Annotated in this window: 15 protein-coding genes; 9 read left to right on the forward strand and 6 right to left on the reverse strand. The window is 65.8% G+C overall.

From position 1 onward, the window contains the following. Positions 1-19: 19 nt before the first annotated feature. Together ACQR1F_RS23040 and ACQR1F_RS23045 are read left to right on the forward strand one after the other, a co-directional pair. On the forward strand, positions 20-1,228 hold the full coding sequence (locus tag ACQR1F_RS23040; RefSeq protein WP_315801552.1) for an acetyl-CoA C-acetyltransferase: 1,209 nt from the start codon (positions 20-22) through the stop codon (positions 1,226-1,228). A 140-nt stretch (positions 1,229-1,368) separates the two neighbouring features. Continuing rightward, positions 1,369-3,582, forward strand: a complete 2,214-nt coding sequence (locus tag ACQR1F_RS23045) for a 3-hydroxyacyl-CoA dehydrogenase NAD-binding domain-containing protein (RefSeq protein WP_315801551.1) — start codon at positions 1,369-1,371, stop codon at positions 3,580-3,582. Between the two features lie 190 nt (positions 3,583-3,772). Here the strand turns inward: ACQR1F_RS23045 and gstA are convergent, their stop codons facing one another. Next, positions 3,773-4,387, reverse strand: coding sequence for a glutathione transferase GstA (gene gstA, locus ACQR1F_RS23050; protein ID WP_434889756.1), 615 nt, complete (start codon positions 4,385-4,387; stop codon positions 3,773-3,775). Between the two features lie 146 nt (positions 4,388-4,533). On the opposite strand from gstA, the gene ACQR1F_RS23055 reads away from it, so the two are divergent. The 5 genes from ACQR1F_RS23055 (at position 4,534) to ACQR1F_RS23075 (ending at position 8,655) form a co-directional block, all read left to right on the forward strand. Continuing rightward, the gene (locus tag ACQR1F_RS23055) at positions 4,534-5,022 is read left to right on the forward strand and encodes a MarR family winged helix-turn-helix transcriptional regulator (RefSeq protein ID WP_434889757.1); all 489 of its coding nucleotides are present in this window, start codon (positions 4,534-4,536) and stop codon (positions 5,020-5,022) included. A 96-nt stretch (positions 5,023-5,118) separates the two neighbouring features. Then, positions 5,119-6,489 (forward strand): glutamate--cysteine ligase, encoded by a 1,371-nt coding sequence (locus ACQR1F_RS23060; RefSeq protein ID WP_316181954.1) that lies wholly within the window; start codon positions 5,119-5,121, stop codon positions 6,487-6,489. Between the two features lie 249 nt (positions 6,490-6,738). Next, positions 6,739-7,401 (forward strand): PAN domain-containing protein, encoded by a 663-nt coding sequence (locus tag ACQR1F_RS23065; protein WP_315801766.1) that lies wholly within the window; start codon positions 6,739-6,741, stop codon positions 7,399-7,401. Between the two features lie 132 nt (positions 7,402-7,533). Beyond that, positions 7,534-7,932 carry a thioredoxin family protein gene (locus ACQR1F_RS23070; protein WP_315801547.1) on the forward strand — a complete coding sequence of 133 codons (399 nt, stop codon included), beginning with the start codon at positions 7,534-7,536 and terminating at the stop codon, positions 7,930-7,932. A gap of 6 nt (positions 7,933-7,938) precedes the next feature. Then, on the forward strand, positions 7,939-8,655 hold the full coding sequence (locus tag ACQR1F_RS23075) for a cytochrome c biogenesis CcdA family protein (RefSeq protein ID WP_316181952.1): 717 nt from the start codon (positions 7,939-7,941) through the stop codon (positions 8,653-8,655). Positions 8,656-8,746: 91 nt separating this feature from the next. Here the strand turns inward: ACQR1F_RS23075 and ACQR1F_RS23080 are convergent, their stop codons facing one another. The 4 genes from ACQR1F_RS23080 to tldD all read right to left on the reverse strand — a co-directional run bounded on the left by ACQR1F_RS23080 (position 8,747) and on the right by tldD (position 11,976). Next, complete coding sequence (locus ACQR1F_RS23080; RefSeq protein ID WP_316237378.1) at positions 8,747-9,316, reverse strand: nucleotidyltransferase family protein; 570 nt, start codon at positions 9,314-9,316, stop codon at positions 8,747-8,749. Between the two features lie 83 nt (positions 9,317-9,399). Then, the gene (locus tag ACQR1F_RS23085; RefSeq protein WP_434913931.1) at positions 9,400-9,738 is read right to left on the reverse strand and encodes an MmcQ/YjbR family DNA-binding protein; all 339 of its coding nucleotides are present in this window, start codon (positions 9,736-9,738) and stop codon (positions 9,400-9,402) included. A gap of 10 nt (positions 9,739-9,748) precedes the next feature. Then, positions 9,749-10,555, reverse strand: a complete 807-nt coding sequence (lepB, locus tag ACQR1F_RS23090; RefSeq protein ID WP_409997896.1) for a signal peptidase I — start codon at positions 10,553-10,555, stop codon at positions 9,749-9,751. After that, entirely contained in the window at positions 10,552-11,976 is a 1,425-nt protein-coding gene (gene tldD / locus ACQR1F_RS23095) for a metalloprotease TldD (protein ID WP_315801544.1), read from the reverse strand. Before tldD ends, lepB begins: the two co-directional genes overlap by 4 nt. An 84-nt stretch (positions 11,977-12,060) precedes the next feature. Here tldD and ACQR1F_RS23100 point away from each other — a divergent pair, with 84 nt between their 5' ends. Further along, positions 12,061-12,561: a GNAT family N-acetyltransferase gene (locus ACQR1F_RS23100; protein WP_316218186.1), complete on the forward strand. Its 501-nt coding sequence runs from the start codon at positions 12,061-12,063 to the stop codon at positions 12,559-12,561. A gap of 66 nt (positions 12,562-12,627) precedes the next feature. Here ACQR1F_RS23100 and ACQR1F_RS23105 read toward each other — a convergent pair whose 3' ends face one another. Next, a complete protein-coding gene (locus ACQR1F_RS23105; protein WP_315801543.1) occupies positions 12,628-13,257 on the reverse strand; it encodes an invasion associated locus B family protein in 630 nt (209 codons plus the stop codon). Positions 13,258-13,737: 480 nt separating this feature from the next. On the opposite strand from ACQR1F_RS23105, the gene coxB reads away from it, so the two are divergent. Then, a complete protein-coding gene (coxB, locus tag ACQR1F_RS23110; protein WP_434888224.1) occupies positions 13,738-14,574 on the forward strand; it encodes a cytochrome c oxidase subunit II in 837 nt (278 codons plus the stop codon). The last annotated feature ends 67 nt before the right edge of the window (positions 14,575-14,641 follow it).

The raw sequence follows: 14,641 nt of genomic DNA on the forward strand, positions 1-14,641 counted from the left end.
ACCAGATGAGGAGGGCGTGATGCCTGAGGCCTTTATCTACGACCACGTACGGACTCCCCGCGGCCGCGGCAAGGCCGACGGCAGCCTGCATGAGGTGACCGCGCTCGCGCTCGCCACCGTGCCGCTGAAGGCGCTGAAGGACCGCAACAACATCCCTGAGGACGCGGTCGACGACGTCGTGCTCGGCGTGGTCGATCCGGTCGGCGAGGCCGGCTCCGACATCGCGCGCTTCGCCGCGCTGAATGCGGGTCTCGGCGATGCCGTTCCGGGCATTCAGATCAGCCGCTTCTGCGCCTCCGGCCTTGACGCCGTGAACTTCGCCGCGGCGCAGATCATGAGCGGCCAGCATGAGCTGGTCATCGGCGGCGGTGCGGAATCGATGAGCCGCGTCGGCATCGGTGCTTCCGGCGGTGCCTGGCCGATGGATCCGTCGATGGCGGTGCCCGCCTACTTCATGCCGCAGGGCGTCTCGGCGGACCTGATCGCGACCAAATACGGCTTCTCGCGCGACGACGTCGACGCCTATGCGGTCCAGAGCCAGCAGCGCGCCGCGAAATCCTGGGAGGAAGGCCGCTTCGACAAGTCGGTCGTGCCGGTCAAGGACATCAACGGCCTGACCATCCTCGCCAAGGACGAGCATATGCGTCCGTCGACGACGATGCAGTCGCTGGCGCAGTTGCAGCCGTCGTTCGTGCAGATGGCGCAGATGGGCGGCTTCGACGCAGTGGCGATCCAGTCGCATCCGGAGATCGAGCGCGTCAACTACGTGCATCACGCCGGCAACTCCTCCGGCATCGTCGACGGCGCAGGTGCGGTGCTGCTCGGCAGCAAGGAGGCGGGCGCGAAGTATGGCATGAAGCCGCGCGCGAAAATCCGCGCGTTCGCCAATATCGGCTCGGAGCCGGCAATGATGCTGACCGGCCCGGTCGACGTCACCGAGAAGCTGTTCGAGCGCTCCGGCATGAAGAAGTCGGACATCGACCTGTTCGAGCTCAACGAGGCGTTCGCCTCGGTTGTGCTGCGCTACATGCAGGCGTTCGAGATCGACAAGGACAAGATCAACGTCAATGGCGGCGCGATTGCGCTCGGCCATCCCCTGGGCGCCACCGGCGCGATGATCCTCGGCACCGTGCTCGACGAGCTCGAGCGCACCGGCAAGGCGACCGCGCTGGTGACGCTGTGCATCGGCGGCGGCATGGGCACCGCGACCATCATCGAGCGGGTGTGACAACCGTAGGGCGGGTTAGCCGGAGGCGTAACCCGCCGTGTTGCGAGAGGCGGTGGGTTACGCTGCGCTAACCCACCCTACGATCGACGAATACAGGACAACGCCGCGCCGACCGGCTGCTGGCACCGAGGGAGATCCATATGGCCTTCAAGAACTTCAAGCTCGAAACCGATGCCGACGGCATTGCGCTGATCACCTGGGACATTCCGGGCCGTTCGATGAACGTGCTGGACGAGACCTCGACCAACGAGCTCGAGGCCATCGTCAAGCAGACCACCGCCGACGCCGCCATCAAGGGCGTCGTCATCACCTCGGCCAAGGAGGCGTTCTGCGCCGGCGCCGATCTGTCCATGCTCGAAGGCATGAACCGCATCTATGCGGATGTGCTGAAGAGCAAGGGTGAGGAAGCCGCCAACCAGATGCTGTTCGACACCAGCCGGCGCTTCTCGCAGATCAACCGCTCGATGGAGACCTCGGGCAAGCCGTGGGTCGCCGCGATCAACGGCCTCGCGCTCGGCGGCGGCTTCGAGATCACCCTGTCGTGCCACTACCGCGTCGCGGCCGAGAACCCGAAGACCCGCCTCGGCCTGCCCGAGATCAAGGTCGGCCTGTTCCCCGGCGCCGGCGGCACCCAGCGCGTGCCGCGCATCGTGCAGCCGCAGGACGCCATGAACCTGCTGCTGAAGGGCGAAGCGCTGACGCTGGACAAAGCCAAGGCGCTCAAGCTGGTCGATGCGATCGTGCCGGCCGCGGATCTCATCAAGGCGGCCAAGGACTGGATCAAGGGTGGCGGCAAGGCGGTTCAGCCGTGGGACGAGAAGGGCTTCAAGCTGCCCGGCGGCCCGGTGTTCTCGAAGAACGGCATGATGATGTTCCCGGCCGGCAACGCCATCTATCGCCGCGAGACCTACGACAACTATCCGGCCGCGCGCGCCATCATGAGCTGCGTGTATGAGGGCCTGCAGTTGCCGATCGACGCCGCGTTGCGGGTCGAGTCGCGCTACTTCACCAAGATCCTGCGCTCCAAGGAAGCGGCGGCGATGATCCGCAGCCTGTTCCTGTCGATGCAGGAATTGAACAAGGGCGCGCGTCGTCCGGCCGACGTGCCCGCGACCAAGCTGAAGAAGATCGCCGTCATCGGCGCCGGCTTCATGGGCGCGTCCGTCGGCTATGTCTCGGCGCGCGGCGGCCTCGAGGTGGTGCTGATCGATCGCGACCAGGAGAGTGCCGACAAGGGCAAGGCCCACGCGCAGAGCGTGATCGATGGCCTCGTCAAGAAGGGCCGCGCCAAGCCGGGCGAGGCCGAGGCGATCATGGGCCGCATCACCGCCACCGCCGACTACGCCGCGCTGAAGGATTGCGATCTCGTCATCGAGGCCGTATTCGAGGACCGCAAGGTCAAGGCCGAGACCTATGCCAAGGCGCAACAGCACCTGAAGGACGGCGCGATCTTCGCGTCGAACACCTCGACTTTGCCGATCACCTCGCTGGCCGAGGAGTTCAAGGACCAGGGCCGCTTCATCGGCATCCACTTCTTCTCGCCGGTCGAGAAGATGATGCTGGTCGAGATCATCATGGGCAAGGCCACCGGCGACGTAGCGCTGGCGACCGCGCTGGACTATGTCCGCACCATCGGCAAGACCCCGATCGTCGTCAACGACTCCCGCGGCTTCTTCGCCAACCGCTGCGTGATGCGCTACATCGCCGAGGGCAACGAGATGTTCCTCGAAGGCGTGCCGCCGGCGATGATCGAGAACGCGGCCAAGATGGCCGGCATGCCGGTCGGCCCGCTGTCGCTGTCGGACGAGGTCGCGCTCGATCTCGGCCTGAAGATCATGAAGGCGACCGAGCACGATCTCGGCCCCAACGCGATCAACCAGGACCACAAGAAGCTGATGGTCGAGCTGGTCGAGAAGCAGGGCCGCTTCGGCCGCAAGAACGCCAAGGGCTTCTATGACTATCCCGAGAAGGGCAAGGGTCAGAAGAGCCTGTGGCCGGATCTGGCCAAGCTGCAGCCGAAGCATCTCGATCCGGATACGCTGGATGTCGAGGAGCTGAAGCAGCGCTTCCTGGTGGTGCAGGCGGTCGAAGCCGCGCGCACGGTCGAGGACCACGTCATCACCGACGTGCGCGAGGCCGATGTCGGCTCGATCCTCGGCTTCGGCTTCGCGCCGTTCACCGGCGGCACGCTGTCCTACATCGACTTCATGGGCACCAAGAAGTTCGTCGAGCTGTGCCACACCTTCACGGCGAAGTACGGCTCGCGCTTCGCGCCGCCGAAGCTCCTGGAGGAGATGGCCGCCAAGGGCGAAACCTTCTACGGCCGCTTCCCGCCGAAGAAGGCGGCGGCTTAGTCCTGTTGTGAGTTAGCACGGAGCCGGCCTCGCCCGATCTCCGTTCCCTCCCCCCTTGTGGGGGAGGGTTAGGGAGGGGGGTAGCCACAGGCGACGGTGTCCGTGGCTACCCCCCTCTCTATCTCTCCCCCACAAGGGGGGAGAGAACAGACCGCCCGAGGTGCAGTCGTGAGTTCTTTCAACGTAGAACTCACCCCGCCTTCATCAGCCCTTCCTTGGTCAGCGCTTCCTGCACCTTGGGACGCGCCGCGACGCGGTTCTTGTAGGCCACGAGATTCGGCATCGCCGACAGGTCGAACTTCATCCGGTCGGCCCAGGTCAGGATCGTGAACAGGTAGCCGTCGGCGACCGTGAACTGGCTGCCCATCAGGTAGTCGCGGCCGGCGAGCTGGCCGTCGATGTACTTGAACTTGCCCATCACGCGGTCCTTGAAGAACGCCTTGGCGTCGTCGGCGAGCACCGGCGAGAACATCGGGCCAAAATTCTTGTGCAGCTCGGAGGTGATGAAGTTCAGCCATTCCAGCAGCTTGTAGCGCTCGCCGCTGTCGCGCGCCGGCGCCAGTCCCTTGTCCTTGGCTTGGTCGGCGATCATCTGGACGATCACCGGGCCTTCGGTCACGATCTCGCCGCTCGGCAGCCCCAGCGCCGGCACCTGGCCCTTCGGATTGACCTTCAGGTAATCGTCGCCATTTTCCAGGGTCTTGGCCCGCAGATCGACCTTGACCAGATCGTAGGGCAGCCCGGCCTCGAGCAGGGCGATATGGGGCGAGAGCGAGCAGGCGCCGGGTGAATAATAAAGCTTCATCCTGTATTCCTCCGTGAGACCGTTTTTGTCCTTGGAACCTGTCGAGCGGTCACACCCGCCCTTACATGCAGATGCATGGAATAGTCAAGATTGATGCAGCTGCATCGAATGCGCTAGACTGCGCATCTGAGGATACGAGCCGGCCCATGAAACGCAAACCATCGACCGAGGCGACCGCCGCCTGGATCCGCCTGATGCGGGTCCAGAGCCGGGTGCTGGACTGCGTCGAGCAGGAGCTGAAGAAGGCCGGGTTCCCGCCGCTCGCATGGTATGATGCGCTTCTCGAACTGTCGCGCGCGCCCTCCGGCGAGCTACGTCCGGTCGAGCTGGAGCGGCAGATGCTGATCCCGCAATATTCCACCTCCCGGCTGATCGACCGTTTGGTCGACGAAGGTCTGGTTATCCGGCGCGAATGCAAGATGGACAAGCGCGGCCAGTTCGTCGAGATCACCGAGGCCGGGCGCGAGCTGCAGAAGCGGATGTGGTCGGCCTATTCCGCCGCGATCGAGAAGCATGTCGGCTCCAAGCTGTCGGATACCGACGCCGCAAAGCTCTGCATGCTGCTGGATCGCCTCGGCTGCTCCTGTGGTCAGGCCGCTCCGTTGGCGGCCGGAGAGGGCGCAGCGATCCGATGAAGCATCCGTTCCCATTCACATCCGCGGCCCCCTGGGGTCCGCGGCCCTTCCTGTCACCACGCGCGACCCTCGAAGCGCTTCTGAACCGAGACTCCCATGGCGCGTGACCAGATCGATATGACCCCGCTGCAGTCGCGCGACGAGCTCGTGGCCTGGCTGGCCGCCGGCGTGAAGCCGCCGTCCGCCTTCCGCATCGGCACCGAGCACGAGAAGACGCCGTTCACGCTCGACGGTCACCGCCCGGTCCCCTACGAGGGTGCGCGCGGCATCGGCGCGCTGCTCGAAGGCATGAAGCTCTTGCTCGGCTGGGAGCCGATCATGGAGCGCGGCAACATCATCGGGCTCTATGACGTCACCGGCGGCGGCGCCATCTCGCTGGAGCCCGGCGGCCAGTTCGAGCTGTCCGGCGCGCCGGTCGAGACCGTGCACCAGACGCATGCGGAGCTGATGGCGCATCTGGCGCAGGTGCGCGAGATCGCGACCCCGCTCGGCATCGGCTTTCTCGGCCTGGGCATGACGCCGTCCTGGTCGCGCGCCGAAATTCCGATGATGCCCAAGGGCCGCTACAAGATCATGACCAGCTACATGCCGAAGGTCGGCAGCTACGGGTTGGACATGATGTACCGGACCTGCACCGTGCAGACCAATCTCGACTTCTCCTCCGAAGCCGACATGGTCAAGAAGCTCAGGGTCTCGGTGGCGTTGCAGCCGATCGCAACCGCGCTGTTCGCCAATTCGCCGTTCACCGAGGGCAAGCCGAACGGCTTCCTGTCGTTCCGTTCCGAGATCTGGCGCGACACCGACAATCAGCGCTCGGGCATGATCCCGTGGGCGTTCGAGGACGGTATGGGCTTCGAGCGCTGGGTCGACTACGCGCTCGATGTTCCGATGTATTTCGTGAAACGCGAGGAGACCTATATCGACGTCTCCGGCACCTCGTTCCGCGACTTCTTCGCAGGCAAGAACCCAGCGATGCCGGGCGAGCGGCCGACGCTGTCGGATTGGGCCAATCACCTCTCGACGATCTTCCCCGAGGTGCGTCTGAAGCGCTACCTGGAAATGCGCGGTGCCGACGGTGTGCCATGGGGCCGGCTGCCGGCGCTTCCGGCGTTCTGGGTCGGCCTGCTCTACGACGATGTCAGCCTCGATGCGGCCTGGGACCTCGTCAAGGACTGGACCGCGTTCGAGCGCCAGAACCTGCGCGACGACGTGCCGCGCCTCGGCTTCAAGACGCGCATCCGCAATCGCTACGTGTTCGAGGTGGCGAAGGAGTGCCTGACGCTCGCCCATCACGGCCTGCGCCGCCGCAACCGCGTCGATCAGAATGGCCGCGACGAGAGCCGCTATCTCGAGCCGCTCGATCAGATCATCGATTGCGGCCGCTCGCCGGCGGAGGAGATGCTGGAGAAGTTCGACGGCCCGTGGGGCGGCTCGGTCGAGCCGGCCTACGACGAATATGCGTTCTGATCGGAACGGCCGTCCCTGCAGCCGTCGCAGGTTCGCTGCGTCGCCTGTTCCACGTTGAGGCGGTCGGCGGCTCGGGTCCCCTGTTCTCTGTTGCGATTTGTGTCTCAGGTTCGATTCAGCGCCTGGGCGCCGCTGCTTTGCCTTCCGCAGCTCCCCCGGTCCGGGCCGTTCATCCGCCGTACAGGTTCGTGGCGATCAAATGACTGCCTAAAAACTCGCAAGAAAACTCGAACACTAACAATGGGTCGGATGGTTCAGCGGCGGCGCGTGGGGCGCTTCATCGGGGCATGGCTGAGGGCACTGGCGTGCCTGTTCGTGGCTGCCTGCCTGACGCCGGCTTCAGCCCAGACCTATTCCGATCGCCCCGGCGGCGACTACATGAGCGCGCCGATCGCCTCCGGCGACCCGGCCGATTGCGCGCTGCTGTGCGAGCACGACCGGCGCTGCCGCGCCTGGAGCTTCAGCTATCCGACCGTGATGGAAGCGGGTGCGGTGTGCTGGCTGAAGAACAGCGTGCCGTCGCGGGTGCCGGACAATTGCTGCGTTTCCGGCGTGCGCGGCGCGGGTGTCGTCGAGATCCGCAACGATGCGGTCGAGACGTCGATCGACCGTCCCGGCGGCGACTACCGCAGCTTCGACATCAAGACCACTGATCTGAAGGGCGGCGACAAGGCCGAGAAGGCCGCCGACAAGGGCGACAAGAGCAGCGGCGACAAGGCGGTGGACAAGAAGGAAGAAAAGGCCGCCGACGCCGAGGAGATCTGCAAGGCCGCCTGCACCGGCGACAACAAGTGCCGCGCCTGGACCTTCGCCCGACCCGGCTATGCCGGCAAGGAGGCGCATTGCTTCCTGAAGAAGGAAATCAAGCCGCCGCGGCGCAAGGCGGGCTTCACGTCGGGCGTCGTTCGCTGACCTGGCAAACGTCCGGCCCGCAGATTTTCTGCATTGTCGGGTAACATTGCATCCGTCTCCTGCGTATTGAACGACGGCACCGGACGGCTTTCGCCGCCGGCTGCCTGTCGCAACGCAGAGATCGGGTGTGTCATGACGTTTTCGCGCAGGTTCTTCGTCACCGCAGCAGTCGCTGCCACGTTTGCTTTCGCTGGGCTGAAGGCGGCCTCCGCCATCGAGACCGCCTATTCGGACGCCGCCTTCAAGGCTGCTCAAGCGGCTGGGCAGCCGATCCTGATCGAGATCCATGCCGGATGGTGCCCGACCTGCAAGGCGCAGAAGCCGATCATCGACAAGCTCGCGGCAGAACCCAAATTCAAGGACCTCAAGATTTTCCGCGTCGACTTCGACGACATGAAGCCGGTGGTGAAAGCGTTCGGCGCGCAGATGCAGTCGACCCTGATCACCTTCAAGGGAACCACCGAGACCGGACGTTCGGTCGGCGACACCAAGGAAGCCTCGATCGCGGCGCTGCTCGACAAGAGCCTGTAGCGCATCATGCTTGCGCTGCTGCTGGCCTTCGTGGCCGGCCTGCTCTCGATCCTGTCGCCCTGCGTGCTGCCGCTGGTGCCGATCGTGCTCGGCGCGGCGGCCTCCGCGCATCCGCGCGGTGCGCTGGCGCTCGCGGCCGGCCTTGCGCTGTCCTTCACCGGTATCGGCCTGTTCATCGCCCTCGCGGGCAACTCCATCGGCCTCGATGCCGGCGCGTTCCGTCTTGTCGCAGCGATCATCATGCTGGCGATCGGCGTCGTGCTGCTGGTGCCGTCCTGGCAGGCGCAACTCGCCGTCGCAGGTGGACCGGTGCAGCGCTGGGCCGACTGGCATTCCCAGGGCTTCGCAACGTCGGGCGCCGGCGGCCAGTTCATGATCGGGCTGCTGCTCGGCGCGGTGTGGTCGCCCTGTGTCGGTCCGACCTTGGGCGCGGCGTCGCTGCTGGCCTCGCAGGGACGCGACCTCGTGATGGTGAGCCTGACCATGCTGGCCTTCGGCCTCGGCGCCGGCCTGCCGCTGGTCGTGCTCGGGGTGCTGTCGCGAACGACCATGGTACGCCTGCGCGCGCGGCTGCTGTCGGCCGGCAAGCTCGGCAAGATGCTGATGGGGGCGGCCTTCGTCGTCGTCGCGGTCGCGATCCTCAGCGGCGTCGACAAGCAGCTCGAGGCGTGGCTGGTCGCCGTCTCGCCGGCGTGGCTGACGGAGCTGACGACGTCGATCTAACGTCCGAGCTGCATAGGCGGACCCACAACTCAGTGTCATTCCGGGGCGTGGCTCCGCGCGCGCCGGAATGAGCTGTTGCTATCCGCGTGGATCATTCCTCAGGAGCGATCACCGTGATCTCCGGCCACAGTGCCTTCCAGCGCGCCGCCTTGGCCGTGTAGTTCGTCACCGAGAAATTGGCCGTATAGTTCGGACGCACGATCATCTGGCCGATGTCGTCGAGGCCCTTGGGGGCATAGACCTCGTAGCCGCCAGAAGCCGGTCGGATGCCGACCTGCGTGTTCACGGTGAGGAAGCGATCGATGCCGTCGGTGGACCGTGTCACGGCAGGGTAGGGCCGGCCGTGCTTGGTCGGATACCAGAGATGCACGCGCGCCTGATTGCGGACTTCGACTTTGGCATCGACCCGATCGAGACAGGATGCCATGCGCCGGATCACGGCATCCTCGGCATCCCACGACGTGTCGGGGTCGAAGTAGAAGATATCGTAGTCGTTGATGCCGTGATCGACCGGGCGGCCGGTGCGCACGTTCCAGACCGTCTGGGTCAGGCAGCCGGCGACGATCCACGCATCAGGCAGCGTCGTCACGCGCAGCATATCCAGGATCGCCGTGTTGACGGGATTGCGGAGCGCTGACGCGACGAAGTCCTCTTCGGTCATGCCCGTGGATAGCATGCAAATGGCATCCGATCATGCGGACATTGCTGCACCCGCCGCACCGGATGCGGGAAAAAGCCGAGCGCTCAACCGCAATCGAACGCGGCGACGGCTTTCCGGGACGCCAGTGCCCGCCACTGCCGCCGCAGCAGCGGCGCGACGTCAGCGGCTCTCGCCTCGGACAGCCGCAGCAGCACGATTGAATAATCGCGGTAGTGATCAGTGAAATAGAACAGCTTCGGCCGGCTTTCCACCAGCATCGCGCGTTCGTCCGGCGGCACGCCCGGAAGGACGAGACTGTCCCCGTCCTCCTTCAGGCGCGCCAGCATCTTGTTGCGCACCTTCAGCGCTGACGTCCCATAGGACGTGCCGTCCTCGACCTCCGGCCATGCCAGCGCGAGCGCCCTGACATCGTCGAAGGTCATCGGCGTTCGTTCAACGCACCGCGGTGAAGAAGCGATCCAGCCGGAAGCCGGACAGCCAGGCCCAGACCGGCTGGTTCTTGTAGCCAAGGTCCCAGGAGCCGACCACGGCATCGGCGCGGCCGACGAGATTGTCGATCGGCAGCAGGCCGACGCCGCCATCGCGCAAGGCCACGCGGCTGTCGGCGGAGTTGTCGCGGTTATCGCCGAGCACGAACAGCTTGCCGGGCGGCACCGTCACCTCCGGCGTGTTGTCGAGACGGCCGTTGTCGCGCATCTTGAAGATCAGGTGCGAGACGCCGTTCGGCAGCGTCTCGACGTAGCGATAGGCCGGATCGTTGCGGCCGGTGTCGTCCTCGGCATCGCCGATGCCGTCCGGCTTCAGCGCGGCCGCCTGGCCGTTGATGTAGAGCTGACCCTGGCGCATCTGGATGCGGTCGCCGGGCAGGCCGACGACGCGCTTGACCCAGGCCTGCGAGGTGTCGCCCGGCCAGCGGAACACGACGACGTCGCCGCGCTTCGGCGTCTCGCCGAACAGGCGGCCGGTCTCCGGCAGCGTGATCTGCATCGGCAGCGACGAGGTGCCGTAGCCGTAGGGGAATTTGGAGGCGAGCAGGGCGTCGCCGATCATCAGGGTCGGCTCCATCGAGCCCGACGGCACGTAGAACGGCTCGGCGATCGCGCCCTTGGCGACGAACACCACCATGACGACCGCGACGAGCTGCGCGAGCTGGCCGCCCCAGGTGCTTTCCTTGCGGACGGCGCCCGTGCGCGGGGCCTTGGTGCTGGTCTTGTCCGTGGACATCTTCTCAAGGCTCATCGGCCCGTGCCTCCGACCGTAATGCGATCCATGCGAAGCGTCGGCTGGCCGACGCCGACCGGCACGCCCTGGCCGTTCTTGCCGCAGGTGCCGATGCCGGTGTCCAGCGACAGATCGTTGCCGATCATGCTGATGCGGTTGAGGTCGGTCGGACCGTTGCCGATCAGCATCGCGCCCTTCACCGGCGCGCCGACCTTGCCGTTCTCGATCCTGTAGGCCTCGGTGCACTGGAAGACGTATTTGCCCGAGGTGATGTCGACCTGGCCGCCGCCGAAATTGACGGCATAGATGCCGTTCTTGACGGAGGCGATGATCTCGGCCGGATCGCGCTCGCCGGCCAGCATGTAGGTGTTGGTCATGCGCGGCATCGGCACGTGTGCGTAGCCCTGGCGGCGGCCGTTGCCGGTCGGCGCCATGTTCATCAGCCGGGCGTTCTGGCGGTCCTGCATGTAGCCGACCAGGATGCCGTCCTCGATCAGCACGGTGCGGCTGGTCGGCGTGCCCTCGTCGTCGATCGACAGCGAGCCGCGGCGCGAGGCCATGGTGCCGTCATCGACCACGGTGACGCCCTTGGCGGCGACCGGCTTGCCCAGCAGCCCCGCGAAGGCGGAGGTCTTCTTGCGGTTGAAGTCGCCCTCGAGGCCGTGGCCGACCGCCTCGTGCAGCATCACGCCGGGCCAGCCGGCGCCGAGCACGACGTCCATCTCGCCGGCGGGGGCGGGCACGGATTCGAGGTTGACCAGCGCCTCGCGCAGCGCGCCGTCGGCGGCCTCGCGCCACGCCTTGGTCTCGATGAAGCGGGCATAGGCCTCGCGGCCGCCATAGCCCTTGCTGCCGCTCTCCTGGCGGTCGCCCTGGCCGGCGACGACGGAAACATTGACGCGCACCAGCGGGCGGATGTCGCGATAGCTCTCGCCGTCGGGACGCAGGATCTCCACGACCTGCCAGGTCGCGCCGAGGCTCACGGTCACCTGGCGCACGCGCGGATCCTTGTCGCGCAAATACGCGTCGATCTCGCCGAGCAGCTTGACCTTGCTTTCGAACCCCGGGGCGTCCAGCGGATTGTCGTCGCCATAGAGCCGGACGTTGGTGTGCGGCGGCGCGCTCGCGAACGTGCCGGAATAGCCGCCGCGCACGGCGCTGACGGCATCGGCCGCGCGCATCAGGGCCGGCAGCGAGACGTCGGAGGAATGGGCATAGCCGACTGCATCGTCCTTCACCGCGCGCAGGCCAAAACCCTGGCTGGTGTCGTAGGTCGCCTGCTTCAGCCGGCCATTGTCGAAGGTCAGTGCCTCGGTCTGGCTGTATTCGAAGAACAATTCGCCGTCATCGGCGCCGGCCAGGCCACGCCCGACCTCGCTCCGGACCGCATCACGGTCCAGGTTGGCGCGCTCGAGCAGGGAGGTGGTGGGAGCAGTCATGTGTCAATCCGTTGTCGGAGCGTTCATTCCAAGATAGTTGTTTTGACGCCGGGGCGCGAGGGGCTGGATGATTACCGAACTGACATGGTTGAGATCGTTCCCATCACGTCCGCTCACATCGAGAGCTTCCACCGCACGCTCGATTACGTCGCGCGCGAACGGCGCTATCTGTCGTTCGTGCAGGCGCCGCCGCTCGAGTCGACGCGCGCCTTCATTCTGAACAACATCCACGAGGGATATCCGCAATTCGTCGCTCTCTCGGCCGGGGAGGTGGTGGGCTGGTGCGATGTGACGCCCAAATCAGGGCCAATCGATGCCCGGATCGGGGTGCTCGGCATGGGCCTAATGCCGCAGTTCCGGCACCAGGGCCTGGGCCGACGACTGATGGCGGCGGCGCTCGAGGCGGCGCGGGTGGCTGGCTTCTCGCGCGTCGAGCTCACCGTTTACCGCAGCAACACCAACGCCATCAGGCTGTACCAGCAGGCCGGATTCCTGCTCAAGGCGGTGCAGCCGCGGGAGCCCGGCGATGACGGGTTCGACAAGACCCTGCTGGTGATGGCGCTGGCGCTCGACGGGCGACGCTGAGATCGCGTCACACCGTCTCACGGCCCGATCACGGCATCGTGCGAATCCCGTCAATCGCAGCCGACGTCAGGGCAGCTTGTCGAAGCCCTCGGCGAGGCCGTTGAGGCTCAGCGGGAAGCCGATGCCTTCCTCCGGCGTCTCGAAGATGATGAAGGTCGCGGTCTTCGCCGTCTTGAGCTGGCCGAGCAGCTTGTCCTCCAGCACCACCTCGGCGACGCAGCCATTGGGCAGACAGCGCACGAAGCCGGCGCGGCCGACGTCCTGGTTGTCCAGCTTCAGGCCGAGGCCGGACGGCAGCAGCACGCCGAGCGGCGCCACCACACGCATCAGCCGGCTCTTCTGGTCGGCGGTCTTCAGCATGATCACGGTGAGGCCGGCATTGGAGCGGTCCTCGGCTACGACGCTCTGGATCAGCGCGCACTGCTCGGCCTGCGCGCCGGGCGGCGTGTCGCAGCGGATCTGCCAGTCGCCATGCACCGAGCGCACCGCGCCCTGCGCCCACGCGGCATGCGGCACGCCGACGACCGTCGCAGCGATCATCGCGACCGCGGTCGCTGCGGCGGAGGTCATCGCGGCAACACGCGTGAGTCGCGCACGCACCGCGCTGAATCGGTACAAACGGCGCGAGTCATTCGCAGCTGGGGTCGACATGTCAGCTGTCCTGTCCGTTGAAACCCTGATCCGGGTCGGTGCCATGACAATTTCCTGTGGGTGATCTGCGCGTCCGACGCCATGATACGGCAATGATGGCGTCTTGAGGACAGCGTCGTCGGCGTACGGCACGAAACGATACCAAAAATGGCCGCACCCTGGTGGGCGCTGCCGCTGCGCCTCGCCGAATCAGCCTCGCAAACGGCCGTGTCCCGTTTGCCTACATCGCGCCGCACGCCTGTCAAGCGCCCGTTGCCCGCGAAATCACGGCATGCGGCAATCTCCCGGAAAATACGCTTGTCGCGGCGAACAGCGCGGCGCGCGATATCAGGCGCAAGACTGCATTGCGATAGATCAAGAATTATGGTTTGAGAAGAAAGATTTCGTCATTCCAGTGAACTGGCCCAGGTGCTTTTCTATGCATCCGCCCGAAGGCCATTTGTCAGGAGAGCGGATCGAACGACGCGCCGCTGCGTGAAGCGGGCGGTGCGCCGAGGGGGAAAGTTCTGAAGGGAGCGCGACGGCATGAAGATGTCGAAAGGCCAATTGGGCGCCTTGCTGGGGTTGGCCGTAACGGGCATGACGCTCGTGTCGGGTGGAGCGGCGTTTGCTGAAACGGGCCAGCCGGCGCCATGGGAAGTCAAGCTGCAGGAGGCCGCGACGCCGGTGATGGAGAACATCACCTGGTTCCACGGGCTGCTGCTGACGATCATCACCATCATCACGCTGTTCGTGCTGGCGCTGCTGATCGCCGTGGTGGTCAAGTTCAACGCGCGCGCCAACCCGGTGCCGTCGCGGACGACCCACAACACGCTGATCGAGGTGGCCTGGACGCTGATCCCGGTGCTGATCCTGGTCATGATCGCGGTGCCGTCGTTCCGGCTGCTGTTCCTCGAGCTGGATGTGCCGAAGGCCGATATGACCATCAAGGCCACGGGCAAGCAGTGGTACTGGAGCTACGCCTATCCCGACAACGGCAAGTTCGAGTTCGACTCGCTGCTGGCGCAGGACAAGCAGCCGCGCCTGCTCGCCGTCGACAACGAGATGGTCGTGCCGGTCAACAAGGTGATTCGCGTTCAGACCACCGGCGCCGACGTGATCCACTCCTGGGCGATCCCGTCGTTCGGCGTCAAGATCGACGCCATTCCCGGCCGCCTCAACGAGACCTGGTTCAAGGCGACCAAGGTCGGCATGTATTACGGCCAGTGCTCCGAGTTGTGCGGCAAGGATCACGCCTACATGCCGATCGCGGTGCGCGTCGTGAGCGATCAGGAATTCACCGCCTGGGTCGAGGACGCCAAGAAGAAGTACGCCAGCGCGCCCACGAGCACCTATGCGTCGGCTGCGGGCGTGTCGCAGTAGCCGAGCGCGGATGAACGCTAAGATTGAGGGCCGCCTTGGCGGTCCACGGGGACACTGAGGATTGGAC

The organism is Bradyrhizobium sp. HKCCYLS3013 (genome assembly GCF_051167615.1).
In the GTDB taxonomy this organism is placed as follows: domain Bacteria; phylum Pseudomonadota; class Alphaproteobacteria; order Rhizobiales; family Xanthobacteraceae; genus Bradyrhizobium.

What these genes read in the sequence shown, in the direction of transcription:
- tldD (WP_315801544.1), bottom strand. Translation starts at nt 11,976, where the DNA reads ATGACTGCTCCCACCACCTCCCTGCTCGAGCGCGCCAACCTGGACCGT.
- ACQR1F_RS23075 (WP_316181952.1), top strand. Translation starts at nt 7,939, where the DNA reads ATGCTTGCGCTGCTGCTGGCCTTCGTGGCCGGCCTGCTCTCGATCCTG.
- coxB (WP_434888224.1), top strand. Translation starts at nt 13,738, where the DNA reads ATGAAGATGTCGAAAGGCCAATTGGGCGCCTTGCTGGGGTTGGCCGTA.
- gstA (WP_434889756.1), bottom strand. Translation starts at nt 4,387, where the DNA reads ATGAAGCTTTATTATTCACCCGGCGCCTGCTCGCTCTCGCCCCATATC.
- ACQR1F_RS23055 (WP_434889757.1), top strand. Translation starts at nt 4,534, where the DNA reads ATGAAACGCAAACCATCGACCGAGGCGACCGCCGCCTGGATCCGCCTG.
- ACQR1F_RS23060 (WP_316181954.1), top strand. Translation starts at nt 5,119, where the DNA reads ATGGCGCGTGACCAGATCGATATGACCCCGCTGCAGTCGCGCGACGAG.
- ACQR1F_RS23070 (WP_315801547.1), top strand. Translation starts at nt 7,534, where the DNA reads ATGACGTTTTCGCGCAGGTTCTTCGTCACCGCAGCAGTCGCTGCCACG.
- ACQR1F_RS23045 (WP_315801551.1), top strand. Translation starts at nt 1,369, where the DNA reads ATGGCCTTCAAGAACTTCAAGCTCGAAACCGATGCCGACGGCATTGCG.
- ACQR1F_RS23100 (WP_316218186.1), top strand. Translation starts at nt 12,061, where the DNA reads ATGGTTGAGATCGTTCCCATCACGTCCGCTCACATCGAGAGCTTCCAC.
- ACQR1F_RS23080 (WP_316237378.1), bottom strand. Translation starts at nt 9,316, where the DNA reads ATGACCGAAGAGGACTTCGTCGCGTCAGCGCTCCGCAATCCCGTCAAC.
- ACQR1F_RS23105 (WP_315801543.1), bottom strand. Translation starts at nt 13,257, where the DNA reads ATGGCACCGACCCGGATCAGGGTTTCAACGGACAGGACAGCTGACATG.
- lepB (WP_409997896.1), bottom strand. Translation starts at nt 10,555, where the DNA reads ATGAGCCTTGAGAAGATGTCCACGGACAAGACCAGCACCAAGGCCCCG.
- ACQR1F_RS23065 (WP_315801766.1), top strand. Translation starts at nt 6,739, where the DNA reads ATGGTTCAGCGGCGGCGCGTGGGGCGCTTCATCGGGGCATGGCTGAGG.
- ACQR1F_RS23085 (WP_434913931.1), bottom strand. Translation starts at nt 9,738, where the DNA reads ATGACCTTCGACGATGTCAGGGCGCTCGCGCTGGCATGGCCGGAGGTC.
- ACQR1F_RS23040 (WP_315801552.1), top strand. Translation starts at nt 20, where the DNA reads ATGCCTGAGGCCTTTATCTACGACCACGTACGGACTCCCCGCGGCCGC.